The organism is Enterococcus sp. DIV1420a (assembly GCF_051712165.1).
GTDB classification, from domain to species: domain Bacteria; phylum Bacillota; class Bacilli; order Lactobacillales; family Enterococcaceae; genus Enterococcus; species Enterococcus faecalis.
In genome coordinates this window covers 122882-148886 of sequence record NZ_JBIOOI010000001.1, presented here as the reverse complement: position 1 = coordinate 148886, position 26005 = coordinate 122882, and the positions used below count along the sequence as shown (strand labels likewise).

The following is a 26005-nucleotide window of genomic DNA, read 5'->3' as shown; positions in this document are numbered from 1 at the left end:
CATGGAAAAGAAAACAGCCAATGATGTTGTTACCTTGGCAAGAGCCCAAGATCGTTTGACAACTTTAGAATATATAGAAGCAATTTTTGAGGACTTTTTAGAATTTCATGGGGATCGTTACTTTGCCGATGATTTAGCTGTAGTCGGTGGTGTTGCTACTTTGCAAGGGAAACCAGTTACAGTGGTAGGTATCCAAAAGGGTCGAAATCTACCAGAAAATATTGAACGTAATTTTGGTTCACCTAATCCTGAAGGGTATCGCAAAGCGTTACGTTTAATGAAACAAGCGGAAAAATTTAATCGTCCAGTCATTACCCTTGTGAACACTGCTGGTGCCTATTGTGGGATTGGTGCCGAAGAGCGGGGAGAAGGGGAAGCCATTGCGCAAAACCTGTTAGAGATGTCTGATTTGAAAGTGCCAATCATTTCAGTCATCATTGGTGAGGGCGGTAGTGGCGGTGCTTTAGCTTTAGCAGTCGCAGATGAAGTTTGGATGTTGGAACACACGATTTATGCGGTTCTTTCGCCAGAAGGTTTCGCCTCTATTTTGTGGAAAGATGGCAGTCGTGCGAAAGAAGCAGCAGAATTGATGAAAATCACAGCGACAGAGCTGAAGGAATTAGCTATTGTAGATAAAGTAATTCCGGAAGTTATGAACGGTCAGCCTCTGGAACAAGCAAAAATTAATCGCATGTTACAAAAAGCGTTCATTTCAAAATTAACTGAATTAGCTAAATTAGATACGGAAACATTACTAGAAAAAAGATACCAACGTTTTCGCAAATATTAGAAGTTACTACTCATCAACGAACTTTTCAGGGGTTGATGGGTGGCTTTTTTTATTTTTTCTTTTATTTTACTTGTTCTTTTACAAGGAACGACCGTCCTTTATAGAAATTTTCAGTAAAATGCAGTATAATACAATAGGTAGAGACTGAAGCATAATTGTTTAGTTATGTTTCAGTCTCTTAAAATCGAAGAAACTACATAGTGTCAGTGAGAGGAGTCACGATGTTTTCAAAATATAAACCGACATGGATGATTGATGCGATTTATAAAATTACCCCCGCACAATTAAAAAAACTGGGGATTAAGGCAGTACTAACTGACTTAGATAATACTTTAATTGCTTGGAATAATCCCGATGGAACAGAAGAATTAAAAACTTGGTTATTAGAAATGAAAAATGCAGGAATTACTGTCCTCGTTGTTTCAAACAACAAAGACAGCCGGATTAAACGCGTTGTTGAAAAGTTTGACTTAGATTATGTAGCACGTGCCTTGAAACCAACCGCACGTGGCTTCAAATTAGCAGAAAAAAAATTAGGCTTGAAGCCATCTGAAATGTTAATGGTCGGCGATCAGATTATGACAGATATTCGGGGAGCTAACGCAGCGGGTATACGCAATGTTTTAGTTCAACCGATTGTCGATACAGATGGCTGGAATACTAGAATCAATCGGTTCTTTGAACGGAAAATTATGAAATACTTATCAAAAAAACATCCAGAAATGACATGGAGAGGCGGATTAGAATGACAGAGGCAATTCATTGTATTGGCTGTGGTGCGATTATCCAAACGGAAAATCCTCATGAATTAGGCTATACACCAAAAACAGCTTTCGAAAAAGGAATGGAAACAGGGGAAGTTTATTGCCAACGTTGTTTTCGCTTAAGACATTATAATGACATTCAAGATGTCCAATTAACAGATGATGACTTTTTACGTTTATTGAATGGTTTAGGAACAGAAGATGCACTGATTGTGAACGTAGTGGATATTTTTGACTTTAATGGCTCTCTTATTCCAGGACTACATCGTTTTATCGGAGATAATCCTGTGTTGTTAGTTGGTAATAAAGTGGATATTTTGCCTAAATCATTAAAAAAACCTAAAATGGTTCAATGGATGAGAGAACGGGCCCATGAAGCAGGATTACGCCCTGTTGATGTTTTACTAACAAGTGGCAAGAAACCACAAGAAATGCAAGAGTTATTAGATACAATCGAAAAATATCGTGAAGGCCGAGACGTTTATGTCGTAGGTGTGACCAATGTTGGAAAATCAACATTAATCAATCAAATCATTCAACAAACAGTGGGTGTTCAAGATGTGATTACGACATCACAATTTCCTGGAACAACGCTAGATAAAATTGAAATTCCATTAGACGATGGCCACTTCTTAATCGATACGCCCGGAATTATTCACCGTCATCAAATGGCACATTATCTAGGTAAAAAAGACTTGAAAATTATTGCACCGCAAAAAGAAATCAAACCGAAAGTTTACCAATTAAATGCTGAACAAACCTTGTTTTTAGGTGGCTTGGCTCGCTTTGATTATGTCCAAGGTGCTAAAAGTTCCTTCATTGCCTACGTTTCCAATGACTTAAATTTACACCGAACAAAAACAGCAACCGCCGATGCTTTTTATGAAAAACATGTTGGTGGCTTATTGCAGCCCCCACGTGCCGATGAAGTCGCTGAGTTTCCTGAATTAGTGCGCTTTGAATTTTCCGTGAAAGAAAAAACGGATATTGTGTTTGCTGGTCTAGGTTGGATTACTGTCACAGAACCTGGTGTAGTCGCTGGTTGGGCGCCTAAAGGTGTCGATGTTTTACGTAGAAAAGCATTAATTTAAATTTTAGAGAGAAGGCAAACAATTTGAAACTTAGAGGAAAACAAAAACGTTATTTACGTAGTCAGGCACACCATTTACAACCTATTTTTCAAGTAGGCAAAGGTGGTTTGAATGACGCAATGATTACACAAATTGATGAAGCGTTGGAAAAACGTGAATTGATTAAAATTACGTTATTACAAAATACAGATGAAGTAGCAGAAGAGGTTGCAGAAGAACTAACAGCAGCCATTCATTGCGATGTGGTACAAATTATTGGTCGCGTGTTGGTCTTATTCAAGCCATCAAGTAAAGAAAAATATCAAAAAATTTCAGCAGCAGTCAAAGAGATTTAATATTGGAGGGATGAACAATGGGAGAAAAAAGACAAGCGCGTCAAGGAGCGGACGTTCTCTTGCAAGAGGAACCATTACGTTTTCAAACAAGAAAGCAAGTCGGCTTGTTAGGTGGTAATTTTAATCCCGTTCATTTAGCACATCTTGTCATGGCCGATCAAGTTCAAAATCAACTAGGTTTGGACAAAGTTTACTTAATGCCTACGTACTTACCACCACATGTAGACGAAAAGAAAACAATTAGCAGCGAACATCGGTTAGCAATGTTAGAACTAGCGGTGGCTGATAATCCCTGCTTAGATATTGAGCCAATTGAATTAATTCGCAAAGGCAAAAGTTACACGTATGATACAATGAAAGCCTTAAAAGAAGCCAATCCAGATACTGATTATTATTTTATAATTGGTGGAGATATGGTGGAATACTTGCCCAAATGGCATCGGATTGATGACTTACTCCATTTAGTTCAATTTGTCGGCATTCGGCGTCCTAATTATCCAACGGAATCTACCTATCCAATTATTTGGGTCGATGTTCCGCAGATGGCGATTAGTTCCACTTTGATTAGACAAAAAGTCAAAAGTGGTTGCTCAACACGCTATCTTCTTCCAGAGAATGTGATAAACTATATTCAAGAGAAGGGACTGTATCAAGATGAGCTGGATAACAAATTATGATGCTGCACAACGTGAATTATTAATGCAAAAAGTTCAAATGCAAATGAGTGAACGTCGCTTTCGCCATGTGTTAGGAGTCGAGGAAACAGCTGTGGCCTTGGCAGCGAAATATGGTGCCGATGAAGCCAAAGCCAGTATTGCTGCTTTGACGCATGATTACGCCAAAGAACGTCCAAACGATGAATTCGAGTTGATTATTCGCCGAGATGGTTTTGATTTGGCTTTATTAAACTATGGCAATGAAATTTGGCATGGCTTAGTTGGGGCGGATATTGTTCAACGGGAATTAGCCATTGATGACGAAGAAATCTTGCAGGCAATTCGTGTGCATACAACTGGGGCTGCTAAGATGAGCTTGCTAGATAAAATTATTTATGTCGCAGATTACATTGAACCAGGACGTGATTTTCCAGGTGTGAAAGAAGCCCGTGAAATTGCCCTTGTTGACTTAGATGCAGCGGTTGCTTATGAAACGAAACATACCTTGTTACATTTGATTGAACAAGAACATAAAATTTATCCAAAAACGTTAGAGACCTACAATCAATGGGTCGTTAATCAAAAATAAAAGAAGAAAGAATTACTAGGAGGGAACTATCATAGATAGCCAGAAAATTTTAGAAATTGCTGTCAAAGCAGCAGATTCAAAACGAGCAGAAGAAATTGTCGCATTAGACGTAAGAGAGATTTCATTATTAGCAGATTATTTTTTAATTTGCCAAGCCAATAGTGAACGTCAAATCAATGCGATTGTTGATGAAATTAACGAACAAGAAGCCAAAAATCAAGTAGAAGTCAAGCGTGTGGAAGGTAAAGAAGGCGGAAAATGGATTTTAATCGATTTAGGCGATGTTATTGTCCATGTATTCCAATCTTCAGAACGTGCCTTTTACAATTTAGAAAAATTATGGTCAGATGCCCCAATGGTTGATCTAAGCGCTTGGGTCGACTAAAATGGCCTATGAAACGTTTGCTTTCGTCTATGACGAAGTGATGGACGAAAGCCTATACCAAAAATGGTTGGATTTTTCCAATCGTCATCTCCCACAAGGAACCCAACAAATTCTTGAAATGGCTTGTGGTACAGGCGCTTTAGCAGTTGATTTTGCGAAAAGTGGTTACGATGTGACGGCCTTAGACTTATCAGAAGAAATGTTGATGATTGCTAGTGAACGGGCCTTTGAAGAAGAAGTGCCAGTTCAATTTGTTCAGGGAAATATGCTAGATTTATCTGAAGTGGGACAATACCAAGCCATCACTTGTTTTTCTGATTCACTGTGCTATATGGCTAATCGCCAAGAAGTACAACAAGTGTTCGATGAAGTTTATCAAGCGTTAGAAGAGGAAGGAACGTTCATTTTTGATGTTCATTCTACTTACAAAATTGATTCAGTTTTTCCAGAATATAGCTATCATTATCAAACAGAAGAATTTGCTTTTCTATGGGATAGTTACGCTGGTGAAAAAGAACACAGCATCGAACATTTCTTAACATTTTTTGTGAAAGAACAGGAAACAGATGAGCACTTTGTTCGGTATGATGAATTGCATCAAGAACGAACCTATTCGTTAGATAACTATTTACGAATGTTAGAAAGTGCTGGTTTCATGAATGTCAAAGTTTATGCAGACTTTACAGATGAAGCACCAACTGAAACAAGTGAACGCTGGTTCTTTGTTTGTCAAAGAGATTAATAAGATTTGGCTTATGAGCTTGGGACAGCGCTTAAAAACGTTTGTCTCTTTGCTGATAAGTCCATTTTTTTATAACGGAGGTGGCTAGAGTGAAAGCCTGTGGCATTATCGTGGAATATAATCCCTTTCATAATGGACATCGCTATCATGCCCAACAAGCTCGCCAACAAAGCGGAGCTGAAGTAGTGATTGCTATAATGAGTGGAAATTTTTTACAAAGAGGAGAACCAGCCTTACTAGATAAGTGGGCCAGAGCAGAAGAAGCTTTGCAAAATGGTGTGGATTTAGTCATTGAATTGCCGACAGCTTGGTCGGTACAGTCTGCGGATTACTTTGCCAAAGGCGGTATAAAGTTATTGCAGGCGTTGCAATGTGAGAGCTTATGTTTTGGAACAGATAGTACAAGCGCAATTGATTATGCGGCTTTCGGCCAGTTTGTCCAAGAAAATCAATCCTTAATTGATCAAACGTTCCACGCATTGACAGACAAACAATTGAGTTATCCACAAAAAATGACTGCTGTTTTTCGTCAAGTATATCCTGAAAGCAGGTTCGATTTTTCTTCGCCTAATCATATTTTGGGGATGAGTTATGCAAAGGAAAATGCCACGTATCCAACCCCGATGACGCTCTACCCAATTGCTAGAAAACAAGCGGGCTTTCATGATGCAACGATTTCTGGGAAAGTTGCTAGCGCCACGGCGATTAGGCAAAGTGTTTTTCAACAAGAAATAACGCAAGTGCTGCCAACGGTTCCTTCTATAACCGCACAACATTTACAAACACAGACAATGATTTCATGGGAAAATTATTGGCCCTTCCTAAAGTATAAAATTGTTCAATCCTCGTTAGAAGAGTTACAAGCCATTTACCAAATGACGGAAGGACTTGAATATCGACTAAAAGATCAAATCCAAGCAGCAGGTTCTTTTCACGAATTAATGGAACGTATGAAAACGAAGCGTTATACTTGGACAAGATTGCAACGATTAGCAACCTATATATTGTTAAATATGACCAAAGAAGAAGTTGAAACTGTTTGGCAAGACAGCTATCTCCATGTGCTAGGATTTACGCCAAAGGGACAAGCTTATCTAAAAGAAACCAAAGCACAGATTCAATTGCCGGTAATTTCCAAAGTATCTAAAGAAAACCGCGCAATGCTTTCGTTAGATATTCGCGCCAATCAACTATACCAGATGGGAGATTCTTCTTTAAAAGAACAAAATTTTGGTCGGTTTCCCTTACGATTTTCGCCAGATACCTAAAAAATACTTAACAAAAATCAGTTTCCCCAGTATAATAAACAAGGGATAAGATACTAACAACAAATCAGAGAAAGCGAAGTGAGAATATGGGCCGTAAATGGGCAAATATTAAAGAGAAAAAAGCTGCCAAAGACGCAAACAATAGCCGTGTTTATGCAAAATTCGGGATTGAAATTTACGTAGCAGCGAAGTCAGGAGACCCTGATCCTCATGCAAACCAAAAATTACTGTTTGTAATCGAACGCGCCAAAACATACAATGTACCAAAACATATTATTGATCGCGCTATTGAAAAAGCAAAAGGTTCAGCAGATGAACAATATTCTGAATTACGCTATGAAGGATTTGGGCCAAATGGTTCAATGGTCATTGTTGATGCTTTAACAAACAACGTGAACCGAACAGCAGCAGATGTGCGGGCCGCATTTGGTAAAAACGGCGGAAACATGGGTGTCAGCGGTGCTGTTTCCTACATGTTTGATAATACAGGTATCATTGGCTTTGCTGGTGACGATGCGGATGAAATTTTAGAATACTTAATGGAAAAAGACATTGATGTTCGCGATGTTGTTGAAGAAGACGGTCAAATTATCGTTTACACAGAACCAGAAGATTTCCACCATGCACAAGAAGCGTTAAAAGAAAAAGGCATTGAAGAATTCACGGTTACTGAGTTAGAAATGGTTCCACAAAACGAAGTAACATTAGAAGGCGACGATTTAGCGAACTTTGAAAAAATGTTAGACGTTTTAGAAGATTTAGAAGATGTTCAAAAAGTTCATCATAATGTAGATTTACCTGAATAATCCATTTGTTCGTTTGTTTTAAGATTTAGAAAGTGAGCCATCGGTCATTTTGACTGATGGCTCACTTTTTTTCATATAATACATAGAAAAAAGAAAGTTGATTGATAGGTCCATGTGACACAAAGCATTCAATGACAGGTTCAACTTTTGTCTGTTCCATAAATATTTGTCTAAACAGTTGAATTAATAGTACAATAGTCTAGTAAGATAGATCATTGAACGGGGTGAATAGGCGTGAAAAAGGGAATGTTCGCGTTTTTTGTCGGGCTAGCGGTTTTATCATTAACTGCTTGTCGGGAACCAAAAGAAAAGAAAGTAACCGCTTCAACGGAGGCATCCTCTAAAGTTGAAGAGACGAATGAAAAAATGAGTGAAACAATTGATAAGACAAACGAACAAGCGAGCCACAGTGTCGAGTCTAACGAATCAGTGAAAAATGAAGAGTCCACAGCTGATGAAGACAACAGTCAGCTAACTGTAGCTGATTTAGATACTACAGCGATTAATGCTGGCGATTTTACTACTTTAGTTGGAACATGGAAAAATGGTAAAGGAGAGAGTTTGATCATTCATCCTGATGGTAGTACAAATACCGGAGGAATGATTACGAAGGATTCACCTACTGATGAGTCGCGACCAATTACAAGCTTAAGTATTAGGTGGGGGCCTACTGGTGCTGCGCTATTATTATATAGAATTGGTGTTGAAAATCCTAACGGCGACCAATCGGATAAGACGAAACCGCGATTGTTAATTACTCAAGATAGTGGAAATTATCCTGCGGAAGAGTATTACTATCGTTCTTCTGAAGAGGAAAATCAAGACCAAAATGAAGAGGCAAAAATCATCGATACACAAGAAAAAGCAGAGACATATATTAGAAAGACACTGACTGATGCAGAAAATAATGATACGAACCTTGGATTTTTGGGTATGAATGGAAATGACTTCTTTTTTAGAGCCCAATCGAAACAGATGGTTGCAAATGGAGGGACAGGGACTGTCGGTTTTTACAGAGTATCACCACAAGGAGCAGTCAGAATAACGGATGCACGAGGCAACTAAAGATAGTCTAGTGGCAATCTATTTAATTCCTATAAAAGTAGCAAAATAAGAATGAAATGATCACAAAATCTTCACATTTAGTTTGTAAGATATAAGCATATCAACAAACAACCTTAACAACACAAAACACTTTTTCATTTTTAACTCCTTTCCCGTCCTTACCCAAAGGGCGGGTCTTTTTTTGTGTAAAACTATTCGCTCAAGATACCAAAAAGCCAGCTTGTAGTAAGCTGGCTTTTAACTCTTTACATGTTGGCGCTTGTAGACACGAGATAATAATTAAGGTGTTGGAACAGTTGGTGAATAGTTCGTTTTTCGACCATAAAGTTCTTGTGTCGCCGCCGAGATATACGCAGATGAATCTTTTCCTGGGAGGTTATACATTAGATAAATACCATATTGCTCCGCTTTTGTACGTTTAGCATATTGCGCAGCTAGATTTTGATTGACACCAACTTCAACGGCAGAAGCACCTAAACGAGAAGCAGGCATCCCCGCAATTTGTGGCGGATTCCAGGTACTATAATAAGGGTTCCAAGCATAATCAATTAAAGAACTCATTTGAGGATTAGCTGAAGAGTTCGCAGCCGCTGGTCCAATATTATAAAAAGTAATTAATTTATCATTGCCTAAGCGATTTCTTAAGGCTTGAAGTAACCAAATGAACGAAGAATTATTTGGTTGAGGCGTCCCATTTTTTCCGTATTCAGCATACTCATCATCAAAATCAATACCATCTAAATGATACGTATTAACGACTTGTTCTAATTGAGCTGCAAAGGCATCCGCACTTTCGTAAGTTGGGAAATTAGCAAAGCCAGCACCTTCATGGTTGCCTAAAATAGACAATAGGACTTTAGTGCCGCGTGCTTGAACTGGACGAATTTGTGTTTCAGCTTCGTTTAAAGTTTGTTGGACCCGTTCATTTAGATATAAGTAAGGTTTTTTATTGACCGTGTCATAATTAATATTGGCTGCAAAAATAATCCCCATATCAAAAGCAGGTTGATTGGTTCCAGCTAAAGTATATTTTCCCACATTGTTAAAATCGTGGTTGTTTACTTCTATATACATGACTGTTTTAGGTGTAACAGTTGATGCTGCTTGTACTTCAAATGCAGGTAGTGCAAACAGTAACCCACCGACTAAAAGTATCAAACTTAAAAAAGTTGAAATAATCCCTGTTTTCTTGTTAAAAAAATGAGTGCTCAATTGATGCCCCATAACTTTCTCCTCCTATAAAATAAATATTATTTGTAAGCGCTAACAAAGATATGTTATCATTTTTATAATTTAAACACAAGAAGAAGAGAACAAAAGTGAGCAAATCCACAGAATATAAAAGCGTCCTTCGCAAAATGGTCTTGCGAAGGACGCTCTTTTACCAATCAAAGAGTAAGGCATAGCCTAAAGAAAGCAGCTCTCGACCAAAATTTTTGATATCTTTTGGAAAAGAAGAAGCCGCAGTGATGCCTGAAACATTTGAGATGCCTGCTCGCTTGGCTAAAAGTTGCGAGCGGTACATGTGAAAGTCACTAGTAACAATCACTAACCGTTTAAAAGAAAGGAGTTTTTGTGAATTGACAATATTTTCTTTGGTGCGTGTGGCACGATTTTCTAAGAGAATCTGTTTTTCTGGAACACCTTTATTTAGCAAGTATTGTTTCATAACCGCGGCTTCCGTAGCCGGCTCATCTGCTCCTTGCCCTCCGCTAACAATAACGGGTGTCTCGGGGTGTTGTTTAATATAGGGGATAGCCACATCTAACCGAGCTTGCAAAACACGGCTGGGCAGTGCGGTTTCTTTAGACGTCCCTAAAACACGGGCCCCTAAAATTAAAATAGCATCTGGTTTATCGGTGGGTTGCGTATTTTTGCCAGTAAAAATAAGTAGACCTAAAATCAAAAGAATACAAAAGCCAAAACTGACAATGGATAAACTTGTTATTTTTAACCAATGCATGAAACATCCCTCCTTGTAATGTTAGTGTATACGAAGTACCATAGAAAAAGCGATAGAAAACAAAAGACTTATAAAAAAATCTATGTTTTAATAGAAACTTTTGAAGAGAGGGAGCGAGTGAATGCGTACAGAAGAAGAAATGTTTCAACTTATTATGGATGTAGCAAAACAAGAAGAACACATTCGAGCTGTGGGAATGGTGGGGTCTCGCACGAATGTGAAAGCGCCAAAAGATAGTTTTCAAGATTTCGACATTGTTTATATTGTAGAACCATGTGCTGAGTTTTTTGAAACAGCAACGTGGATAGCAAAATTTGGACAACCATTAATTATGCAACGTCCCAAGGAAATGACCTTATTTCCCACAGAACCGAAGACGCGGGAAACATTTTTAATGTTATTTGAAGATGGCCAACGTATCGATTTAACGTTGTGTCCTCTCGCAGAAAAAGATAATTGGCATGAAGGCGATTCTTTAGCAATTATCTTGTTAGACAAAGATGAAAATTTGCCGCCTTTACCTGTAGCATCTGATAAAAATTATACAGTAACAGTTCCGGATCAGCAGCAATTTAACGATTGTTGCAATGAATTTTGGTGGGTTAGTACGTATGTAGTTAAGGGGCTTTGTCGGAATGAACTATTTTACGCTGTCACACATCTCTATGAATATTGTCAGCAGGAACTGTTGCGCTTGCTTTCTTGGCAAGCGGCTTGGCAGGAACCGGAGCCAATTTCTGTTGGGAAACAATTTAAGTATCTGAAAAATTATGTCACTCCTGACACGATGGATCAATTAGCATCGTTGCTGGATTTTTCTAGTAAAGAAGCTTGTTGGAACAGCTTAATAAAGACACAAGCCTTTTTTGACGTCGTCGCTCAGGATTTTGCTAAAATGGCCCAGTTTACGTATCATTTACAAGAAGCAAAAAAAGTCACAGAGTATACAAATTCTTTAAGATTAAAGGATTTACAAGGAAAATAAGCTGAAAACAACATAAAAATAGTGTATAATTGAAAAAATTAATCTGCGAGAGAAAGGGAACCTTTTTTGATTGTAGATCACCGCAGTTGTTTGTTGCCTAGTCTCTAAGAAATAAACCTAAAATTATTGATATAAAGGATGAACAAATGAAAAAAGAAGAAATGCAAATGCGTAATACACGTCGTCAAAAATCAGGAAAAAATAATAAAAAGAAAGTAATTATTACTTCTTTGGTTGGACTAGCTCTGGTTGCTGGGGGCAGTTATGTTTATTTTCAAAGTCACTTTTTACCAACCACAAAAGTAAATGGAGTTTCTGTAGGCTGGTTAAATGTAAATGCTGCAGAAGAAAAATTAGCGCAAGTTAATCAAACCGAAGAAGTTGTGGTTCAAACGGGGACAAAAGAAGAAAAAATTCAACTTCCTAAAAAATACCAATTGGATCAAAAATTTTTAAAAGACCATTTACACAGTAGCAAGGTGAAGCTACCGTTAAACGAGGCATTCAAAAAAGAACTAGAAGCTAAATTAGCGACTTTAAGTTTTCCAGAGGGGAAACCAAGCAAAAATGCGAGTATCCGTCGAGGCAATGGCACTTTTGAAATTGTTCCTGAAGAACAAGGCACAGTAGTGGACACACAGCGCTTAAATCAGCAGATTATTGCGGATGTTGAAGCGGGAAAAGGCAACTATCAATACAATGCCAAAGATTTTTATAAAGCCCCTGAAATTACAAAAGAGGATCAAACGTTAAAGGCAACATTGACAACGCTCAATAACAAGTTAAATAAAACAATTACAGTTGATATTAATGGTGAAAAAGTAGCCTTTGATAAAACACAAATTCAAAACGTGCTGAATGATGATGGCACAATCAACAAAGAAAAACTAACTACTTGGGTGACACAATTAGAAACAACATATGGTTCTGCTAATCAACCAGTTTTATTTACAGATGTTCACGGCACGACACGTCGTTTTAAAAACAACGGAAGTTATGGCTGGTCGATTGATGGGGCCAAAACGCAAGAACTACTAGTAAACGCGCTGAATAGCCAAGAACAAACGAATGCAATCACTGCTCCGTTGGTTGGCGATACCAAAGAAAATAGTAAAATTGCCAATAATTACATTGAAATTGATTTAAAAGATCAAAAAATGTATTGTTTCATTGATGGCAAAAAAATAGTCACCACAGATGTCATTACTGGCAGATATAACAAAGGAACCGCAACAGTACCAGGATTCCATACAATTTTATATCGGACAACCGATGTGAATTTAGAAGGTCAAATGCTTGATGGTTCTCGATACAGTGTGCCAGTAAAATATTGGATGCCGTTATTAAGTCAAGGGGGCGTTGTCACACAAATCGGGATTCATGACTCCGACCATAAATTGGATAAGTATGGCGATAAAGAAGCCTTTAAAACCGATGCTGGTAGTAATGGCTGTATCAATACGCCAGGAACAGAAGTTTCAAAAATCTTTGATGTATCCTATGACGGAATGCCGGTAATTATCTACGGACATATCTATGATGATGCACCAGGTGAATTTGATAAACCTGTAGATTACGGCGAAGAAGTATAAAAAGAGATATTAGGCAAGACCGCACTTTGGTCCAGCTGTGTATCTGAAAAGTAAAAATTGGAGACGTCAACCGTAACGACTGACGTCTCCAATTTTTTATTGACAAGCGTCATATCCCGCTCTATGATACAAACAGAACAAGCAATTTAAATTGGGGGAACGAAGATGCCATTTGTACATGTAGAATTAATTGAAGGCCGCACAGAAGAACAGTTAACTAATATGGTCAAAGATATTACAGAAGCTGTGTCAAAAAACGCTGGTGCACCAAAAAAGAATATCCATGTGATTGTCAATGAATTGAAAAAAGACCGCTATGCACAAGGAGGCGAATGGAAAAAATAAGTTTTCAGAGAATTTCTGTTGAATCACTTGCTTTTTCTGAAAATAAGTGGTTAAATAAGTGCATAAATGATTGATGAGAAAGACAACTGAACTTGCCCGCGATCTATTAGAGAGGAAAATCTTGGCTGAAAATTTTCCAGATTGGCACAAGGGATGACCACTTTCGAAACCTTTGTTGAAACAAAGGCGGTCGCACCGTTAACACGCTAGAGGAACATAGATTATTTGTGTTCAAAATTAGGTGGAACCACGATATTTTCGTCCTAGTATTCGTTAGAATACTAGGACTTTTTGTTTTTTAACAAGGGGAACAGGTGGCTGTTTCGTTTCATTGTGAAAAACAGGAACACAATGAAACGCTTCAAATCAAAAAAATTAAAAGGAGAGAATTTTATTATGTCTATTCACATTACTTTTCCAGATGGCGCTGTCAAACCGTTTGATTCTGGGGTTACAACATTTGATGTTGCTAAAAGTATTAGCAACAGTTTAGCCAAAAAAGCTTTAGCTGGTAAATTCAATGGTGTTTTAATCGATTTAGATCGTCCTATCGCAGAAGATGGTTCGCTTGAAATCGTGACACCTGATCATGAAGATGCTTTAGGAATTTTACGTCATTCATCAGCTCATTTAATGGCTAATGCCTTACGTCGTCTTTTCCCTAACATTAAATTTGGCGTAGGTCCTGCGATTGATTCTGGGTTCTACTATGATACAGATAATGGGGAATCCCCTGTGACAGCGGAAGATTTACCTGCAATTGAAGCCGAAATGATGAAAATTGTGAAGGAAAATAACCCAATCGTTCGTAAAGAAATCTCACGTGCAGAAGCGTTAGAATTATTTGCTGATGATCCTTACAAAGTTGAATTAATTACAGATTTGCCAGAAGATGAAATCATCACTGTCTATGATCAAGGCGATTTTGTTGATTTATGTCGTGGTGTTCACGTCCCTTCAACAGGACGGATTCAAGTCTTTAAATTACTTTCAGTAGCTGGTGCTTATTGGCGCGGAAACTCTGACAATCACATGATGCAACGGATTTATGGCACTGCCTTTTTCGATAAAAAAGATTTAAAAGAATTTATCAAAATGCGCGAGGAAGCCAAAGAACGTGACCACCGTAAATTAGGAAAAGAATTAGATTTATTTATGGTTTCACAAGAAGTTGGTTCAGGGTTACCTTTCTGGTTACCAAAAGGCGCAACCATTCGTCGTACAATTGAACGTTATATTGTGGACAAAGAAATTAGCTTAGGTTACCAACATGTGTATACACCAATTATGGCAGATGTGGAATTATACAAAACATCTGGTCACTGGGATCATTACCATGAAGATATGTTCCCACCAATGGATATGGGCGATGGCGAAATGCTAGTATTACGTCCAATGAACTGTCCACACCATATGATGGTTTATAAAAATGACATTCATAGTTACCGCGAATTGCCAATTCGAATCGCTGAATTAGGGATGATGCACCGCTATGAAAAATCTGGCGCATTATCAGGGTTACAACGTGTTCGTGAAATGACTTTAAACGATGGCCATACTTTTGTTCGTCCTGACCAAATTAAAGACGAATTTAAACGTACTTTGGAGTTAATGGTGGCAGTCTATGCTGACTTTAACATTACGGATTATCGTTTCCGCTTAAGCTATCGTGATCCAAATAATACAGACAAATATTTTGATGATGATGCGATGTGGGAAAAAGCGCAAGCGATGTTAAAAGCTGCCATGGATGAATTAGAATTAGATTACTTTGAAGCAGAAGGCGAAGCTGCCTTTTACGGTCCGAAGTTAGATGTTCAAGTAAAAACAGCTTTAGGAATGGAAGAAACATTATCAACCATCCAATTAGACTTCTTATTACCAGAACGTTTTGACTTAACTTATGTTGGCGAAGATGGTGAAAATACACATCGCCCAGTTGTTATCCACCGTGGTATTGTCTCAACAATGGAACGATTTGTGGCTTACTTAACAGAAGTTTACAAAGGCGCTTTCCCTACTTGGTTAGCACCAATTCAAGCAACTATTATCCCAGTTTCTGTAGAAGCGCATTCTGAGTATGCTTATGAAATCAAAGAACGTTTACAAGCACAAGGCTTACGTGTCGAAGTCGATGATCGTAACGAAAAAATGGGCTACAAAATTCGGGCCTCTCAAACACAAAAAGTACCTTATCAATTAGTGGTCGGGGACAAAGAAATGGAAGACGCAACGGTTAACGTCCGTCGTTATGGAAGCAAAGAAACGTCTGTCGAAGATTTATCAATTTTCATTGACAGCATGGCTGCTGAAGTTCACAATTACAGCCGTTAAAAAAAGAGAAAAAGTCAAAAGGACTTCTGAATTCAGAAGTCCTTTTGACTTTTTTCAACAACAAAATAATTAAATATTTCCTTAGAGCTAGGAATAATCCTGATTTTTTGACTATTTTTTGTTACAATGAGAATGCGAAACTTTTTAGTGAAGGGACTAGAGGTATGAAGAAAAACTCATTTATAGATAAAATAAAAAAAACAGATGCCGCAGCAAAGAGTCAACGAGGTAGAAAGCCACATATTCCTTTTCGATTGAACTTATTATTTTTTGTGATATTCACTTTATTTGTTTCATTAATTGTTCGTTTAGGGTATTTACAGATTGTAGAAGGAGAAGAGTTTAACAAAAAAATCACTGCCAATTCTTCACTACAAATCACGACACCATCCCCTCGAGGACAAATTTATGATTCACAAGGAAAAGTCTTGGTTTCTAACAAAGCCAATTTAGCAATCACTTACACACGAGGAAAAAATATTGAAGGAAAAGATATTTTACCGATTGCGAATAAAGTCAACGAACTTATTAACGTTCCAGTTGATCCAAACTTAACGGATCGTGACAAAAAAGATTATTGGCTAGCGAATCCTGAAAATTTAAAAGCAGCCCAAGCCCGTTTAACCGATCAAGATAAAGAAGATGAAAAAGGCAACAAAATTACGGACGAAGGCACATTATATGCCAAAGCAGTTGAAAAAGTCACCCCTGAAGAAATTGCGTTTGATGACCGAACCTTACAAGCAGTGACGATTTTTAAACGAATGAATGCAGCGTCACAAATGAACACGGTCTTCATCAAGAATGAAGGGGTAACAGAAGGTGAAATTGCGACAATTGGTGAACACACAGCGGAAATATCTGGTGTTTCAACAGGGACTGATTGGACGCGTGATTATTCTCAAAGTGGCGCATTACGTAGCCTGTTGGGCACCGTTTCAACTGAAAAACAAGGATTGCCAGCCGAAGAAGTCGATGAATATTTGAAAAAAGGCTATGCACGAAATGACCGTGTTGGAACTAGCTATTTAGAAAAACAATATGAAGACGTTCTACAAGGTAAAAAAGCAAAATCAGAAGTCGTTTTAGACAATAACGGAAAGATTGTTTCACAAACCCCAATTTCCAAAGGGGAAAAAGGCTCCAACTTAAAATTAACGATTGATTCAAATTTCCAAAACAAAGTTGATGAAATTTTACAACGAAACTATTCACAAATAGTCAAAACCATTGGACCATACTCAGAAAATGCATATGTCGTTGCTATGAACCCTCAAACAGGAGCTATTTTAGCGATGTCCGGATTTCATCATGATTTAGCAACTGGAGAAGTCACACCTAATCCTTTAGCACCTATTTTGAATTCTGAAGTTCCTGGATCAGTTGTGAAAGCAGGTACTTTAACAGCTGGTTATGAAACAGGCGTCATTAAAGGCAATGACGTTTTAACAGATGAAGCTATTTTACTAGCAGGTAGTAATCCAAAAGCTTCTTGGTGGAATGCTTCTGGCGGAACAACCATGCAATTAACTGCGGAGCAAGCGTTAGAATATTCTTCGAATGCTTATATGATGAAATTAGTCTTTAAAATGATGGGTGTGAATTATTATCCCAATATGATTTTCCCTTATGAAGTAGGAGATGACACTGTCTTTAAAGAATTAAGAAAAGCTTTTGCAGAATATGGTATGGGAACGAAAACTGGAATTGATATACCAGGAGAAACAACAGGAATTCAAAACAAGGACTTTAAGGATTCGTCTTCTGCGCCACAAGGTGGTAATCTTCTTGACCTATCTTTTGGGCAATATGATACCTATAGCGCGTTACAATTAGCACAGTACGTTTCCACTGTCGCAAATAATGGTATCCGCGTGCAACCCCATGTGGTAGAAGGAATCTATGGCAATGATGAAAATGGAGCTTTAGGAAAAATTTTAAAAGAAATCGAACCAAAAGTTTTGAATAAGGTGAATATTTCTGAAGACCAGATAGGAATTCTTCAACAAGGTTTCTATAATGTGGTAAATGGAACTAGTCAATTTACTACGGCACCGGGTTTAAAATCAGACAAGTTTTCGATTGCTGCTAAAACAGGGACCGCCGAAACGCAAGCAAAGGATGCTAACGGAATTGTTCACACAACGGTTAATAGTAACTTGGTGGCTTATGCGCCGTACGAAAATCCTGAAATTGCAATTAGTGTTGTTTTACCACACTTAAATGATGAAGCTTCCAAACCAAACCAAACGATTGCCAAAGAAGTTTTAGAAGCGTATATGGAGATGTACAAAAAATAAAATTTGTAAAGTAGTTCTACTTTACAAATTTGCCCAAAAGGGTAGTCAAATGACAAAAAAAATGGTATGATATTTAAGTCTAAGAAATCTCTTGGAAAGATCAATTATTAGTAGGAGGGGAAAACATGCGCGTAAACATCACTTTAGAGTGTACTTCTTGTAAAGAACGTAACTACTTAACAAATAAAAATAAACGTAACAATCCTGATCGTTTAGAAAAACAAAAATATTGCCCACGTGAAAGAAAAGTTACTTTACACCGTGAAACTAAATAATTTATTTAGATAGAGCCTAGAATCCTTGTTGTGTAAGGGTCTAGGCTTTTTATCTTTTGATTCATTACATGTTCATTTGTAGATGGAATGTAGAGGGAGGATTACCCAAGTTTGGCTGAAGGGGACGGTCTCGAAAACCGTTAGGCGAGTAACATCGTGCAAGGGTTCGAATCCCTTATCCTCCGTACTGAGAAGCAGTTGAGTTATTAGTTGCAAATAAAACGACAGAGACGTACACTTAAAGTAGAAAAATACTTAAGAAGAGGTGTCTATTATGTCAAACTATGAAGAAAAAGAAGCGCAAGCATTAGTAAAAATTGCCGACGTTTTGAACAAATTGGATGCAAGTTTAGAAGAGTTGGCCTCGCTAGATGAGGATACAAAAAAACATAGTATGAAGAAATGGATTGTTGAAAAAAAAGCCATTCATGAGATTAAAAAAATTGCACACGAAGCTGGTAAGTATGACAAGTATGATGAAAAAGAATTAGAAAAAGAAATGGATCTGTTGGAAAAGTTTATGTAAAAAAGCGCTAGCTTTTGTTCAACAGTTATTTAAGTTTGAGTCTAGAATTAATCGTTTTGATTTTTTCTAGGCTTATTTTTTATGAAGTAAGCAAATCGTATCGGGAGAGGTATTGAATTAAGAAATAAAGCATGTATTGATTCAGAAAAAAAGTTGTAGTAAAATGTTCGTCACAACTACTTTTCTTATGATTTTATAGAAGGAAAAGTTGGAATAATGAATTGAGAAGAGTCGATTTTTAGGAGATGATTTTAGGTGACTTTTTATCAATTATTGCAGTTAGATCCATTTATTTTAAAACAAAAAATTCATCAAGCGGACACTAAAAAACAGCGGAGATATTTTTGGCGTGCCTTGTTAATAAGGGATATCTTATTAGTTTCGTTTGCGATTTTGTGGGTGTCGACGATTACTTTTTTCTTTGGAAAAGCTGTAGCGCCTTTTTCAATTGTATTATTTTGTTTGCTGTTGAGTATCCGTTTCGTCTCATATGGCTACAGGGAAAAACAGGCCTTGCTTAGTTTAGGAATCGTGTTAACAATTCTAGGTGTTAGTCCACTAATTTCACTGATTTCTGTATCATTTTTACAATGGGGTCTTCATTTTATCTGCTTGCTGGCATTGTTTTTCTTAACTGGTAAAAACCCTAAAATGGGTAATCCGGGCTTGTATACGTTCTCCTACTTATATTTAGTTGGCACGGTTCACTATCAATCGTTTCAGCAATTAGAACAAACTTTCTTTGTATTAGTGTTTGCTTATCTACTTTTAGCTTTTGTTTATCATGTGAAACATAAAAAATTGGATCAAGAGATTACTTTTATACAGATGGTTACAGAAAATGGTTTTTTTAATCAAAGAAATATTTGGTTTGGTTATTACGCTTTAGGCATTAGCTTATTACTTTTTATAGGAACGCACCTTCAGATTGACCGCTTTATGTGGGCAACATTTGCTAGTTCGTCATTATTTTCTGGGTATGAGACGTTTAAATTGTCTGAACGAGCAAAAGAACGAATAATAGGGGTCGTTATTGGTTCTCTAGTATCGGCTATCTTGTTATTTTATATACCAACGAACCTACTTGGTATTTTAGGAGGACTTTGTTTAGGCTTATGCACATCTTATAAAAGTAAAACGATTTTTAATTGTGTTGGTGCTATCATGGCAGCCTCTATGATATTTGGGCTAGAAACAAGTCTTTACTTAAGAATTTTGTTAAATATGTTGGGACTAGCTTACGGTTTGCTTTATCATTTTGTCTTTGTAAAAACTATGTCCTATTGCAATCGTAAAGAGTGGCTGAAATTGTCTGAATAAAAGGAGCCTAACATTCTTTCTTGAAAGAATGTTAGGCTCCTTAGACATTTTTGTTTATATTCCATATTATCAAATTATATGCATGCTGTTAATCAATGCCCAACTGCTATATCAAATGTCGCAATTTTTGCTGAGCCAGTAGGTACAAGGTCTAGTTCCACTTCGTCAAACCTATTGCCATCAACTGGTATCCCAAAGTAAATGGTAGATGGTCCAGTTCTACTTTTATAGACTATTATCTATTAGTATACCTAAATTTCTATTTAATTCGTAATGACTGACCAGGATAAAAAACAGAAGTTTCAATGCCTGGATTTAATGCTAATAATTCTTCCAAGGTTAAACCATTTCTTTCGGCTAACTGTCGCCCACCTTCACCACTTCGTACCGTATCGTATATAGGTTGGTCTGATTTAGAATTTTGTATTTGTTCACTAGAATCAGAGTTTTGTGGTGGTTGCTGCTCAGATTGTTCAAAAACTTGTTGAGTTTGATTATTTCTTTCAATTAATTGTTCCAACGTAATATTACCTAGATAAGTGTATATTTGTCCATTAACAGTTAAAGTACCATCATTATTTTTCGTTACTGTTCGGGGCGTATTATTCAAAAGAAACGTCATTATTTGATTACCATTCTCATCCACAGAAAAACTTACATTTTGAAGAGGAACATTCGATTGAGTTATGCTAGTGAGTGTTCCGTCAGCATTTATAAAAAATAAGTTATCACTTTGAGGAATACCCCAACCGCCTATAAAATCAGCTAAGCTAACTTGTGGTAGCGGTTCTTTAGTAGTAGATGAAGAGGTAGATTGGTTTGTTTCAGATGAGACGTTTTGATAATTAGAGCTGGTTTCTTCCGTTTTATCTTTTTGAGTGGAAGAATCAATACTTTTCTTTGTGTAAGGTTTCAAAACTAGTTTTGTTTGGTTATCAGAATTGTTTGTCGTAGTAGGAGTGAAAAGTAGATTTTGCTTTTCTTTTTTTATCTTGTAAGCTACTTCTTTTCCTTCATTTTCCCAACGAATTTGATTGTTTTTTAGATGGTATTTGACTTTGTATTCTATTTTATTTGCAATTTGTTTACCTAATTCTTCGCCTGCTTTTTCCAAATCATTTTTTGCAGTTGATGTGTGTTCATCTGTATTGATTTTGAAAGTAGCGGTATCTTCGCTGAATGATACAATCATTACTACTTCATCAACGTTGGAGTTTACGGCCCACTCGTTTGCCATTAGCTCTTTTGTGGTCACTTTATTTCTGCAAGAAGTAAGGGTCAGTAAGGATAAAAAAACAATCAACCCCAGTAAACTTTTTTTCATTTTTAACTCAATCCTCTTTTCTATTTTACTATTTTTTTGTATCTTCGAATCTCTCTCAATCCCAGCCAACCACTCGCTGATAACAAGTACCAAAACGGCATAAACTGGATTAGATAGCGAGAGCGGCCGCCTTCAAAGAGCAATAAATACAGAATAGCTCCAATGAAAGCTAATTTTAAAATCGCGTAGTTATTTTTTGAATCTTTTAGAGGGATACTGAACAATAGACCTAGTAATGTGAGTAAATAGAAAAAATGCATATAAATTCGTAGATAGTTACTTTTTTGATTTTGCGGATAATACAGTGACCGCAAGTGTTCTTGCCAACGATTTTTAGAAGGTGTTTCTGGGATTAAATCACCGCCATCCCAACCCCAGTCAAAATCACCATTGGCAGTATTATGACGATTTTTTTGAGCCAGAAAACGGAGATAACCAAAGAATCCTTTATTTTTTAAACGGTCTTGAATCATTTTTATGGTATAAGCTTTTTTGGCTTCTTGTGTAGGCAACTGATTTACTGCTTGTGTATCTGCATCATTGTAACCGCCAGTTCCAGTCAAACCCATCATTACAAAAAGTGTCCAAGGTTTGGCTTGTTCTTTATCGATTTCCGTAATCGTTTGTTTTTCCACAAAAAATTGAAAACTATAATATGCGCTGGCGAAACCAGTCAGTAAAAAGAGAGCAACCACGGTTAATTTTACGATAGACTGTTTGTTCCGATTTACTAAAAGAAGTTGCAGCACTTTGATACAACTAAATGCAATAAAAAAGATAATAGACGAAGGTTTCATTAAAAAACACCAAGCTAGGCCAATCCCAATAAACAGTAATAAACAATATTTTACGAAGGGAGGGGAAACTTGGTCAAAAAGGCTATATGCAAAAAAGACTAGGTTGATGAACAATAAGACGGCCGTATCTGTATAAGGCGTGAGTAACCATGGAGACAATCCGAAAGAAAGAAAAAATAAACTATAAGCAACGAAGGCCGTTAATGGATTGAAGACACGTTTAGAGGCATGATAAAAGAGAAATAAACTGCTATTAATAAACAAGCAATTAACCACTTGCCAACTAAACCAAGTGTTGCTCCAGCTCCCTGTTACATCAATGAAACGCAAAAATTTATTCAGGTAATACATCATGAAAAAGAAAAATTCGTTATTGGGGTTTAAAGAAAGTACGATTTTTGAATAATCCCTATTTTCAGTGGTAATACTATGAAAGTTGTCAAAAACATCCCAGCCAATCGGCACAGTAATCTGCGTCAGGAGTAAAAGTTGTAGTAAAAATAAACTGACCAAACTACCAATAATAACCACACGATCATGGGTTTTTATTAAGTGCCAGAGCGCTTGAATCTTAGTGTAAAGAAATTTTTTGTTTTTATAAATAATCAACAATAGAATAATTAATAGAGGAAGTAAAACAAGCAAGTGCTTAGGCTTTTCCCAAAGAATTTTTACCAGCGAATAGGGAGAGTTAATTGCGCCGTAAAAGACAAATAAAATAAAAAAAGTAAAAATATAATTTTCTAGATTCAGAATCCGTTTAAAAGTAGCCATATTTTCTCCTTCCATTTTTTTAGCTAGACTAGTTCTTATTTTATCATAAAGATTTTAAAATAAGAAAAAAGCCCTTCTTTTAAAAGAAAGGCTTAAAACTTTTCCTTACTTCACTTCTTTGTAACGGAAGAAGAAGCGTAAGACGCTATTTTGGCTAGTTGTTGTTAGTTTATCTGTCGGTAAGACTGTTAGTAAGAAGAAAAACAGACTAATCACAAGAGTGAAAAATAAGAAGACGGGACTGCCACCTGTTATCACAGTATCTGTTTGAACATCATATTTCAGTGTTGACATAACAGAGAAAACTTGTGTATAGCTACAGGCAATAGAAAGTAGATATAAAACAAGCACGCCCCAACCTGTCATCCCAGCATCACGATAACGACGTACACACATTGCCCACGTTGGTAATAATAAAGCTAACCATAAAACAAGTGCAAAAAGCATTAACGGTAATAAGTTTCCAAAATCATAGGTTTCAAAATATTCAGCTGCTAAAATTGCTGACACGGCTTTGCCGACAATGGCAATATAAAAAATAAGTGCTAAAATGCTTAATACCAATGTCATCCACCAATAACCAGCACGTGTGGTCCGACCTTTAAAATCAACATATCCACGAAAATAATCTTTAAAAGCTTGTCCAAATGTTACTTTACCTTTTTCCTCAATTTTAACCATAAAAACACCCCTTTGTATTTAATAAAATGATTATAACGGAAAGTAATAAAATAGGAAAATGCGAATTCGCATATTTTGTGATTTTTTTGATAAATCATATAAAGAGCAGGTTTTATCAAAAAACGGTAAAATAAGAGAAGATATTTTATAATGGAGGAATCATGAATGAAAATCAGTATTAGACATCGCTACATAGCAAAAATTCCAGCATTAGAAGTGACAACAGAAGAGCAAAAAAACGAAGCATTACCTTTAATTGTTTACTATCATGGTTGGCAATCAGCTAAAGAATTATCTTTAACACAAGCAAGAAAATTAGCACACGAGGGGTTTCGGGTCATTTTACCAGATGCCATGAACCATGGAGAAAGAAAAACAGGACCTATTTCCACGATTCCATCGATTACATTTTGGAGTAGCATTCAATATAATTTGATTGAATTTCCAGTAATTATCCATCATTTTCATAAATTAGGGTTGATTAAAGAAAATTGGATTGGCGTAGGTGGTGTATCCATGGGCGGTATTACTACCAGCGCTCTTATGACCCAACACCCTGAGATTCAAGCTGCTGCTTGCTTAATGGGAACACCCTATCCGGCGCGCTATATTCAGCGAGTGATTCAACGGGCGAAAGAATTTGCTATTTTTGTGCCTAAAGACTTGCCACTGTTGCTAAGTTGGGTGCATCAATACGATTTATCACAAACGCCAGAAAGACTACAAGAACGACCGATGCTGTTTTGGCATGGAACGGAAGATGAAAAAATTCCTTATGAAGACATGGCTGATTTTGAACAATTAGTGTCTGGGAAAACGTATGCGAGAAATACGCAATTTATAACGGAAATCGGTGAGCGGCATTTAGTGAAAGGAGAAACAATGGATTTGGTTGTTGACTTTTTTAAAGAAGCGTCAAAAACGTTAGAAAAATAACGGGATTTTTCAAAGAGAAAAGGGGAATCAGCTTGTTTTTTAAGAACACTTTCTATAAACTTAACAGAAAAGGGGTTGAAGGTGTACATGGAGAAAAACAAGTTGAGAAAAGTGGGCTTAACTGCCCTGGAATGGCTAAAACAACATCCAGAAATTAAACAACATAAAGAATCAAGTCTCTATGAACAGTTGTTTGCTAGTCAGAAATGGCAACAAGCACAAACAATCGGAATGATTCGGTCGTTACCGCTAGAATTATCAACACAGCCAATTTTCGAACGGGCCATGCAAGAGAGCAAGCAAGTGGCGGTGCCGCGAACATTTAAAGGAGGCAAAATGCACTTTTATCAAGTCTTTCCAGAGACGGTTTATGACACCAGTGCATTTGGCGTGGAAGAACCTCCGTTAACAGCGGCAGAAATAACAGCTACAGCGATTGATTTATTGATTGTGCCAGGGATTGTTTTCAATCGTGCTGGCTATCGAATAGGCTTCGGCGGTGGTTTTTATGATCGTTATTTGGAACATTTTTCGGGCCATTCATGTAGTTTAGTTTTTAGTGAACAACTCCATGAGCAATGGCAACCAGAAGCGTTTGATCAGCCAATCGAACAATTATTTATACAATAGGAGGAATGGAATGAATTATCAAACAGAAATGAAATTGAAACGGCTAAAAAATCAGCCGTTCATTACGTATGCCCTTTTAGGTATTTCAATCATTGTTTTCCTTGGATTGGAATTAACTGGAGGATCAGAAAATATTTTAAACTTAGTTAATTGGGGAGCAATGGTTCGTCCACTGGTAGCTCAAAATCATGAATACTGGCGGTTTATCACGCCAATGTTTCTTCACATTGGGTTTATGCATATTATTTTGAATATGGTTACTCTTTATTATATCGGCGCACAGGTTGAGGCAATTTATGGGCATTGGCGCTATTTGGGAATTTATTTATTGAGTGGGATTGCTGGAAATATCGCCAGTTTTGCCTTTGGGACACCCAACAGTGTCTCAGCGGGTGCTAGTACAGCGCTTTTTGGTTTGTTCGGCGCATTTGTTATTTTAGGACGCCATTTTAGAGACAATCCAGCGATTATGTATATGGTGCAACGCTATTCAATGTTTATTGTGATTAATTTGTTATTTAACTTGTTTAGTAGCTCTGTAGATATGATGGGTCATGTTGGCGGTCTAATCGGTGGACTATTAGTCGCGACGGCTTTTGCTGTTCCAAATCGTGAAGAAGCATTTAATAAGCACGAGCGAATTATGGCCACGTTAATTTTTATTTTTCTTGTCGTAATTTGTCTGTTATTGGGTTTTAAAAAATACGGTTTACCTGTATAATAAGGAAGTGT

At 37.0% G+C, this 26005-nt stretch carries 27 protein-coding genes and 1 tRNA gene; 23 read left to right on the top strand and 5 right to left on the bottom strand.

Going from position 1 to position 26005, the window contains the following annotated elements; genetic code table 11:
• Position 1: 1 nt before the first annotated feature.
• The 11 genes from IGI80_RS00795 to IGI80_RS00745 all read left to right on the top strand — a co-directional run bounded on the left by IGI80_RS00795 (position 2) and on the right by IGI80_RS00745 (position 8491).
• The gene (locus tag IGI80_RS00795; protein WP_438722379.1) at positions 2-790 is read left to right on the top strand and encodes an acetyl-CoA carboxylase carboxyl transferase subunit alpha; all 789 of its coding nucleotides are present in this window, start codon (positions 2-4) and stop codon (positions 788-790) included.
• Positions 791-1011: 221 nt separating this feature from the next.
• Positions 1012-1539, top strand: coding sequence for a YqeG family HAD IIIA-type phosphatase (locus IGI80_RS00790; RefSeq protein ID WP_002356296.1), 528 nt, complete (start codon positions 1012-1014; stop codon positions 1537-1539).
• Positions 1536-2645 (top strand): ribosome biogenesis GTPase YqeH, encoded by a 1110-nt coding sequence (gene yqeH, locus IGI80_RS00785; protein WP_002381381.1) that lies wholly within the window; start codon positions 1536-1538, stop codon positions 2643-2645. The genes IGI80_RS00790 and yqeH overlap by 4 nt, the downstream gene beginning before the upstream one ends.
• A gap of 23 nt (positions 2646-2668) precedes the next feature.
• The gene (yhbY, locus tag IGI80_RS00780) at positions 2669-2980 is read left to right on the top strand and encodes a ribosome assembly RNA-binding protein YhbY (protein ID WP_002356298.1); all 312 of its coding nucleotides are present in this window, start codon (positions 2669-2671) and stop codon (positions 2978-2980) included.
• A 17-nt stretch (positions 2981-2997) separates the two neighbouring features.
• Positions 2998-3657, top strand: coding sequence for a nicotinate-nucleotide adenylyltransferase (locus tag IGI80_RS00775; RefSeq protein ID WP_002365150.1), 660 nt, complete (start codon positions 2998-3000; stop codon positions 3655-3657).
• Positions 3635-4225, top strand: a complete 591-nt coding sequence (gene yqeK / locus IGI80_RS00770) for a bis(5'-nucleosyl)-tetraphosphatase (symmetrical) YqeK (protein ID WP_002356300.1) — start codon at positions 3635-3637, stop codon at positions 4223-4225. Before IGI80_RS00775 ends, yqeK begins: the two co-directional genes overlap by 23 nt.
• Positions 4226-4271: 46 nt before the next feature.
• Complete coding sequence (rsfS, locus tag IGI80_RS00765; protein ID WP_033072556.1) at positions 4272-4610, top strand: ribosome silencing factor; 339 nt, start codon at positions 4272-4274, stop codon at positions 4608-4610.
• A 1-nt stretch (position 4611) separates the two neighbouring features.
• Positions 4612-5352, top strand: coding sequence for a class I SAM-dependent DNA methyltransferase (locus tag IGI80_RS00760; RefSeq protein ID WP_002356302.1), 741 nt, complete (start codon positions 4612-4614; stop codon positions 5350-5352).
• An 80-nt stretch (positions 5353-5432) separates the two neighbouring features.
• Entirely contained in the window at positions 5433-6620 is a 1188-nt protein-coding gene (locus IGI80_RS00755; protein WP_002356304.1) for a nucleotidyltransferase, read from the top strand.
• A gap of 86 nt (positions 6621-6706) precedes the next feature.
• Positions 6707-7426 carry a YebC/PmpR family DNA-binding transcriptional regulator gene (locus IGI80_RS00750; RefSeq protein ID WP_438722377.1) on the top strand — a complete coding sequence of 240 codons (720 nt, stop codon included), beginning with the start codon at positions 6707-6709 and terminating at the stop codon, positions 7424-7426.
• Positions 7427-7660: 234 nt separating this feature from the next.
• On the top strand, positions 7661-8491 hold the full coding sequence (locus IGI80_RS00745) for a DUF6287 domain-containing protein (RefSeq protein ID WP_002362359.1): 831 nt from the start codon (positions 7661-7663) through the stop codon (positions 8489-8491).
• A 279-nt stretch (positions 8492-8770) separates the two neighbouring features.
• On the opposite strand, the gene IGI80_RS00740 is transcribed toward IGI80_RS00745, so the two are convergent.
• A complete protein-coding gene (locus IGI80_RS00740; RefSeq protein WP_438722376.1) occupies positions 8771-9715 on the bottom strand; it encodes an endo-beta-N-acetylglucosaminidase in 945 nt (314 codons plus the stop codon).
• Positions 9716-9872: 157 nt separating this feature from the next.
• On the bottom strand, positions 9873-10454 hold the full coding sequence (locus IGI80_RS00735; RefSeq protein ID WP_002359392.1) for a YdcF family protein: 582 nt from the start codon (positions 10452-10454) through the stop codon (positions 9873-9875).
• Between the two features lie 121 nt (positions 10455-10575).
• Here IGI80_RS00735 and IGI80_RS00730 point away from each other — a divergent pair, with 121 nt between their 5' ends.
• The 9 genes from IGI80_RS00730 to IGI80_RS00690 all read left to right on the top strand — a co-directional run bounded on the left by IGI80_RS00730 (position 10576) and on the right by IGI80_RS00690 (position 20131).
• Entirely contained in the window at positions 10576-11439 is an 864-nt protein-coding gene (locus IGI80_RS00730) for an aminoglycoside 6-adenylyltransferase (RefSeq protein ID WP_002381386.1), read from the top strand.
• A 146-nt stretch (positions 11440-11585) separates the two neighbouring features.
• The gene (locus IGI80_RS00725; RefSeq protein WP_002370561.1) at positions 11586-13031 is read left to right on the top strand and encodes a L,D-transpeptidase family protein; all 1446 of its coding nucleotides are present in this window, start codon (positions 11586-11588) and stop codon (positions 13029-13031) included.
• A 165-nt stretch (positions 13032-13196) separates the two neighbouring features.
• The gene (locus tag IGI80_RS00720) at positions 13197-13376 is read left to right on the top strand and encodes a 2-hydroxymuconate tautomerase (RefSeq protein WP_438722374.1); all 180 of its coding nucleotides are present in this window, start codon (positions 13197-13199) and stop codon (positions 13374-13376) included.
• A 396-nt stretch (positions 13377-13772) separates the two neighbouring features.
• Positions 13773-15710: a threonine--tRNA ligase gene (thrS, locus tag IGI80_RS00715; RefSeq protein WP_002362353.1), complete on the top strand. Its 1938-nt coding sequence runs from the start codon at positions 13773-13775 to the stop codon at positions 15708-15710.
• Positions 15711-15874: 164 nt separating this feature from the next.
• Entirely contained in the window at positions 15875-18010 is a 2136-nt protein-coding gene (locus IGI80_RS00710; protein ID WP_438722372.1) for a peptidoglycan D,D-transpeptidase FtsI family protein, read from the top strand.
• 125 nt (positions 18011-18135) lie between these two features.
• Entirely contained in the window at positions 18136-18285 is a 150-nt protein-coding gene (gene rpmG / locus IGI80_RS00705; protein WP_002356321.1) for a 50S ribosomal protein L33, read from the top strand.
• Positions 18286-18380: 95 nt separating this feature from the next.
• Positions 18381-18470 (top strand) — tRNA-Ser (locus IGI80_RS00700).
• 89 nt (positions 18471-18559) lie between these two features.
• Complete coding sequence (locus tag IGI80_RS00695; RefSeq protein WP_002389274.1) at positions 18560-18811, top strand: hypothetical protein; 252 nt, start codon at positions 18560-18562, stop codon at positions 18809-18811.
• Positions 18812-19066: 255 nt separating this feature from the next.
• Positions 19067-20131: an FUSC family protein gene (locus IGI80_RS00690; protein WP_002387217.1), complete on the top strand. Its 1065-nt coding sequence runs from the start codon at positions 19067-19069 to the stop codon at positions 20129-20131.
• 259 nt (positions 20132-20390) lie between these two features.
• Here the strand turns inward: IGI80_RS00690 and IGI80_RS00685 are convergent, their stop codons facing one another.
• The 3 genes from IGI80_RS00685 to IGI80_RS00675 form a co-directional block, all read right to left on the bottom strand.
• Positions 20391-21122: a DUF4950 domain-containing protein gene (locus tag IGI80_RS00685; RefSeq protein ID WP_438723391.1), complete on the bottom strand. Its 732-nt coding sequence runs from the start codon at positions 21120-21122 to the stop codon at positions 20391-20393.
• 353 nt (positions 21123-21475) lie between these two features.
• Entirely contained in the window at positions 21476-23041 is a 1566-nt protein-coding gene (locus IGI80_RS00680; RefSeq protein WP_016632964.1) for a membrane protein, read from the bottom strand.
• Positions 23042-23131: 90 nt separating this feature from the next.
• Positions 23132-23707 (bottom strand): DUF805 domain-containing protein, encoded by a 576-nt coding sequence (locus IGI80_RS00675; protein WP_002356327.1) that lies wholly within the window; start codon positions 23705-23707, stop codon positions 23132-23134.
• Positions 23708-23872: 165 nt separating this feature from the next.
• Between IGI80_RS00675 and IGI80_RS00670 the strand changes: the two genes are divergently transcribed.
• The 3 genes from IGI80_RS00670 to IGI80_RS00660 all read left to right on the top strand — a co-directional run bounded on the left by IGI80_RS00670 (position 23873) and on the right by IGI80_RS00660 (position 25994).
• Positions 23873-24643: an alpha/beta fold hydrolase gene (locus tag IGI80_RS00670; protein WP_002356329.1), complete on the top strand. Its 771-nt coding sequence runs from the start codon at positions 23873-23875 to the stop codon at positions 24641-24643.
• 87 nt (positions 24644-24730) lie between these two features.
• Positions 24731-25273 carry a 5-formyltetrahydrofolate cyclo-ligase gene (locus IGI80_RS00665; protein WP_010821080.1) on the top strand — a complete coding sequence of 181 codons (543 nt, stop codon included), beginning with the start codon at positions 24731-24733 and terminating at the stop codon, positions 25271-25273.
• A gap of 10 nt (positions 25274-25283) precedes the next feature.
• The gene (locus IGI80_RS00660) at positions 25284-25994 is read left to right on the top strand and encodes a rhomboid family intramembrane serine protease (RefSeq protein ID WP_002362481.1); all 711 of its coding nucleotides are present in this window, start codon (positions 25284-25286) and stop codon (positions 25992-25994) included.
• Positions 25995-26005 lie beyond the last annotated feature (11 nt).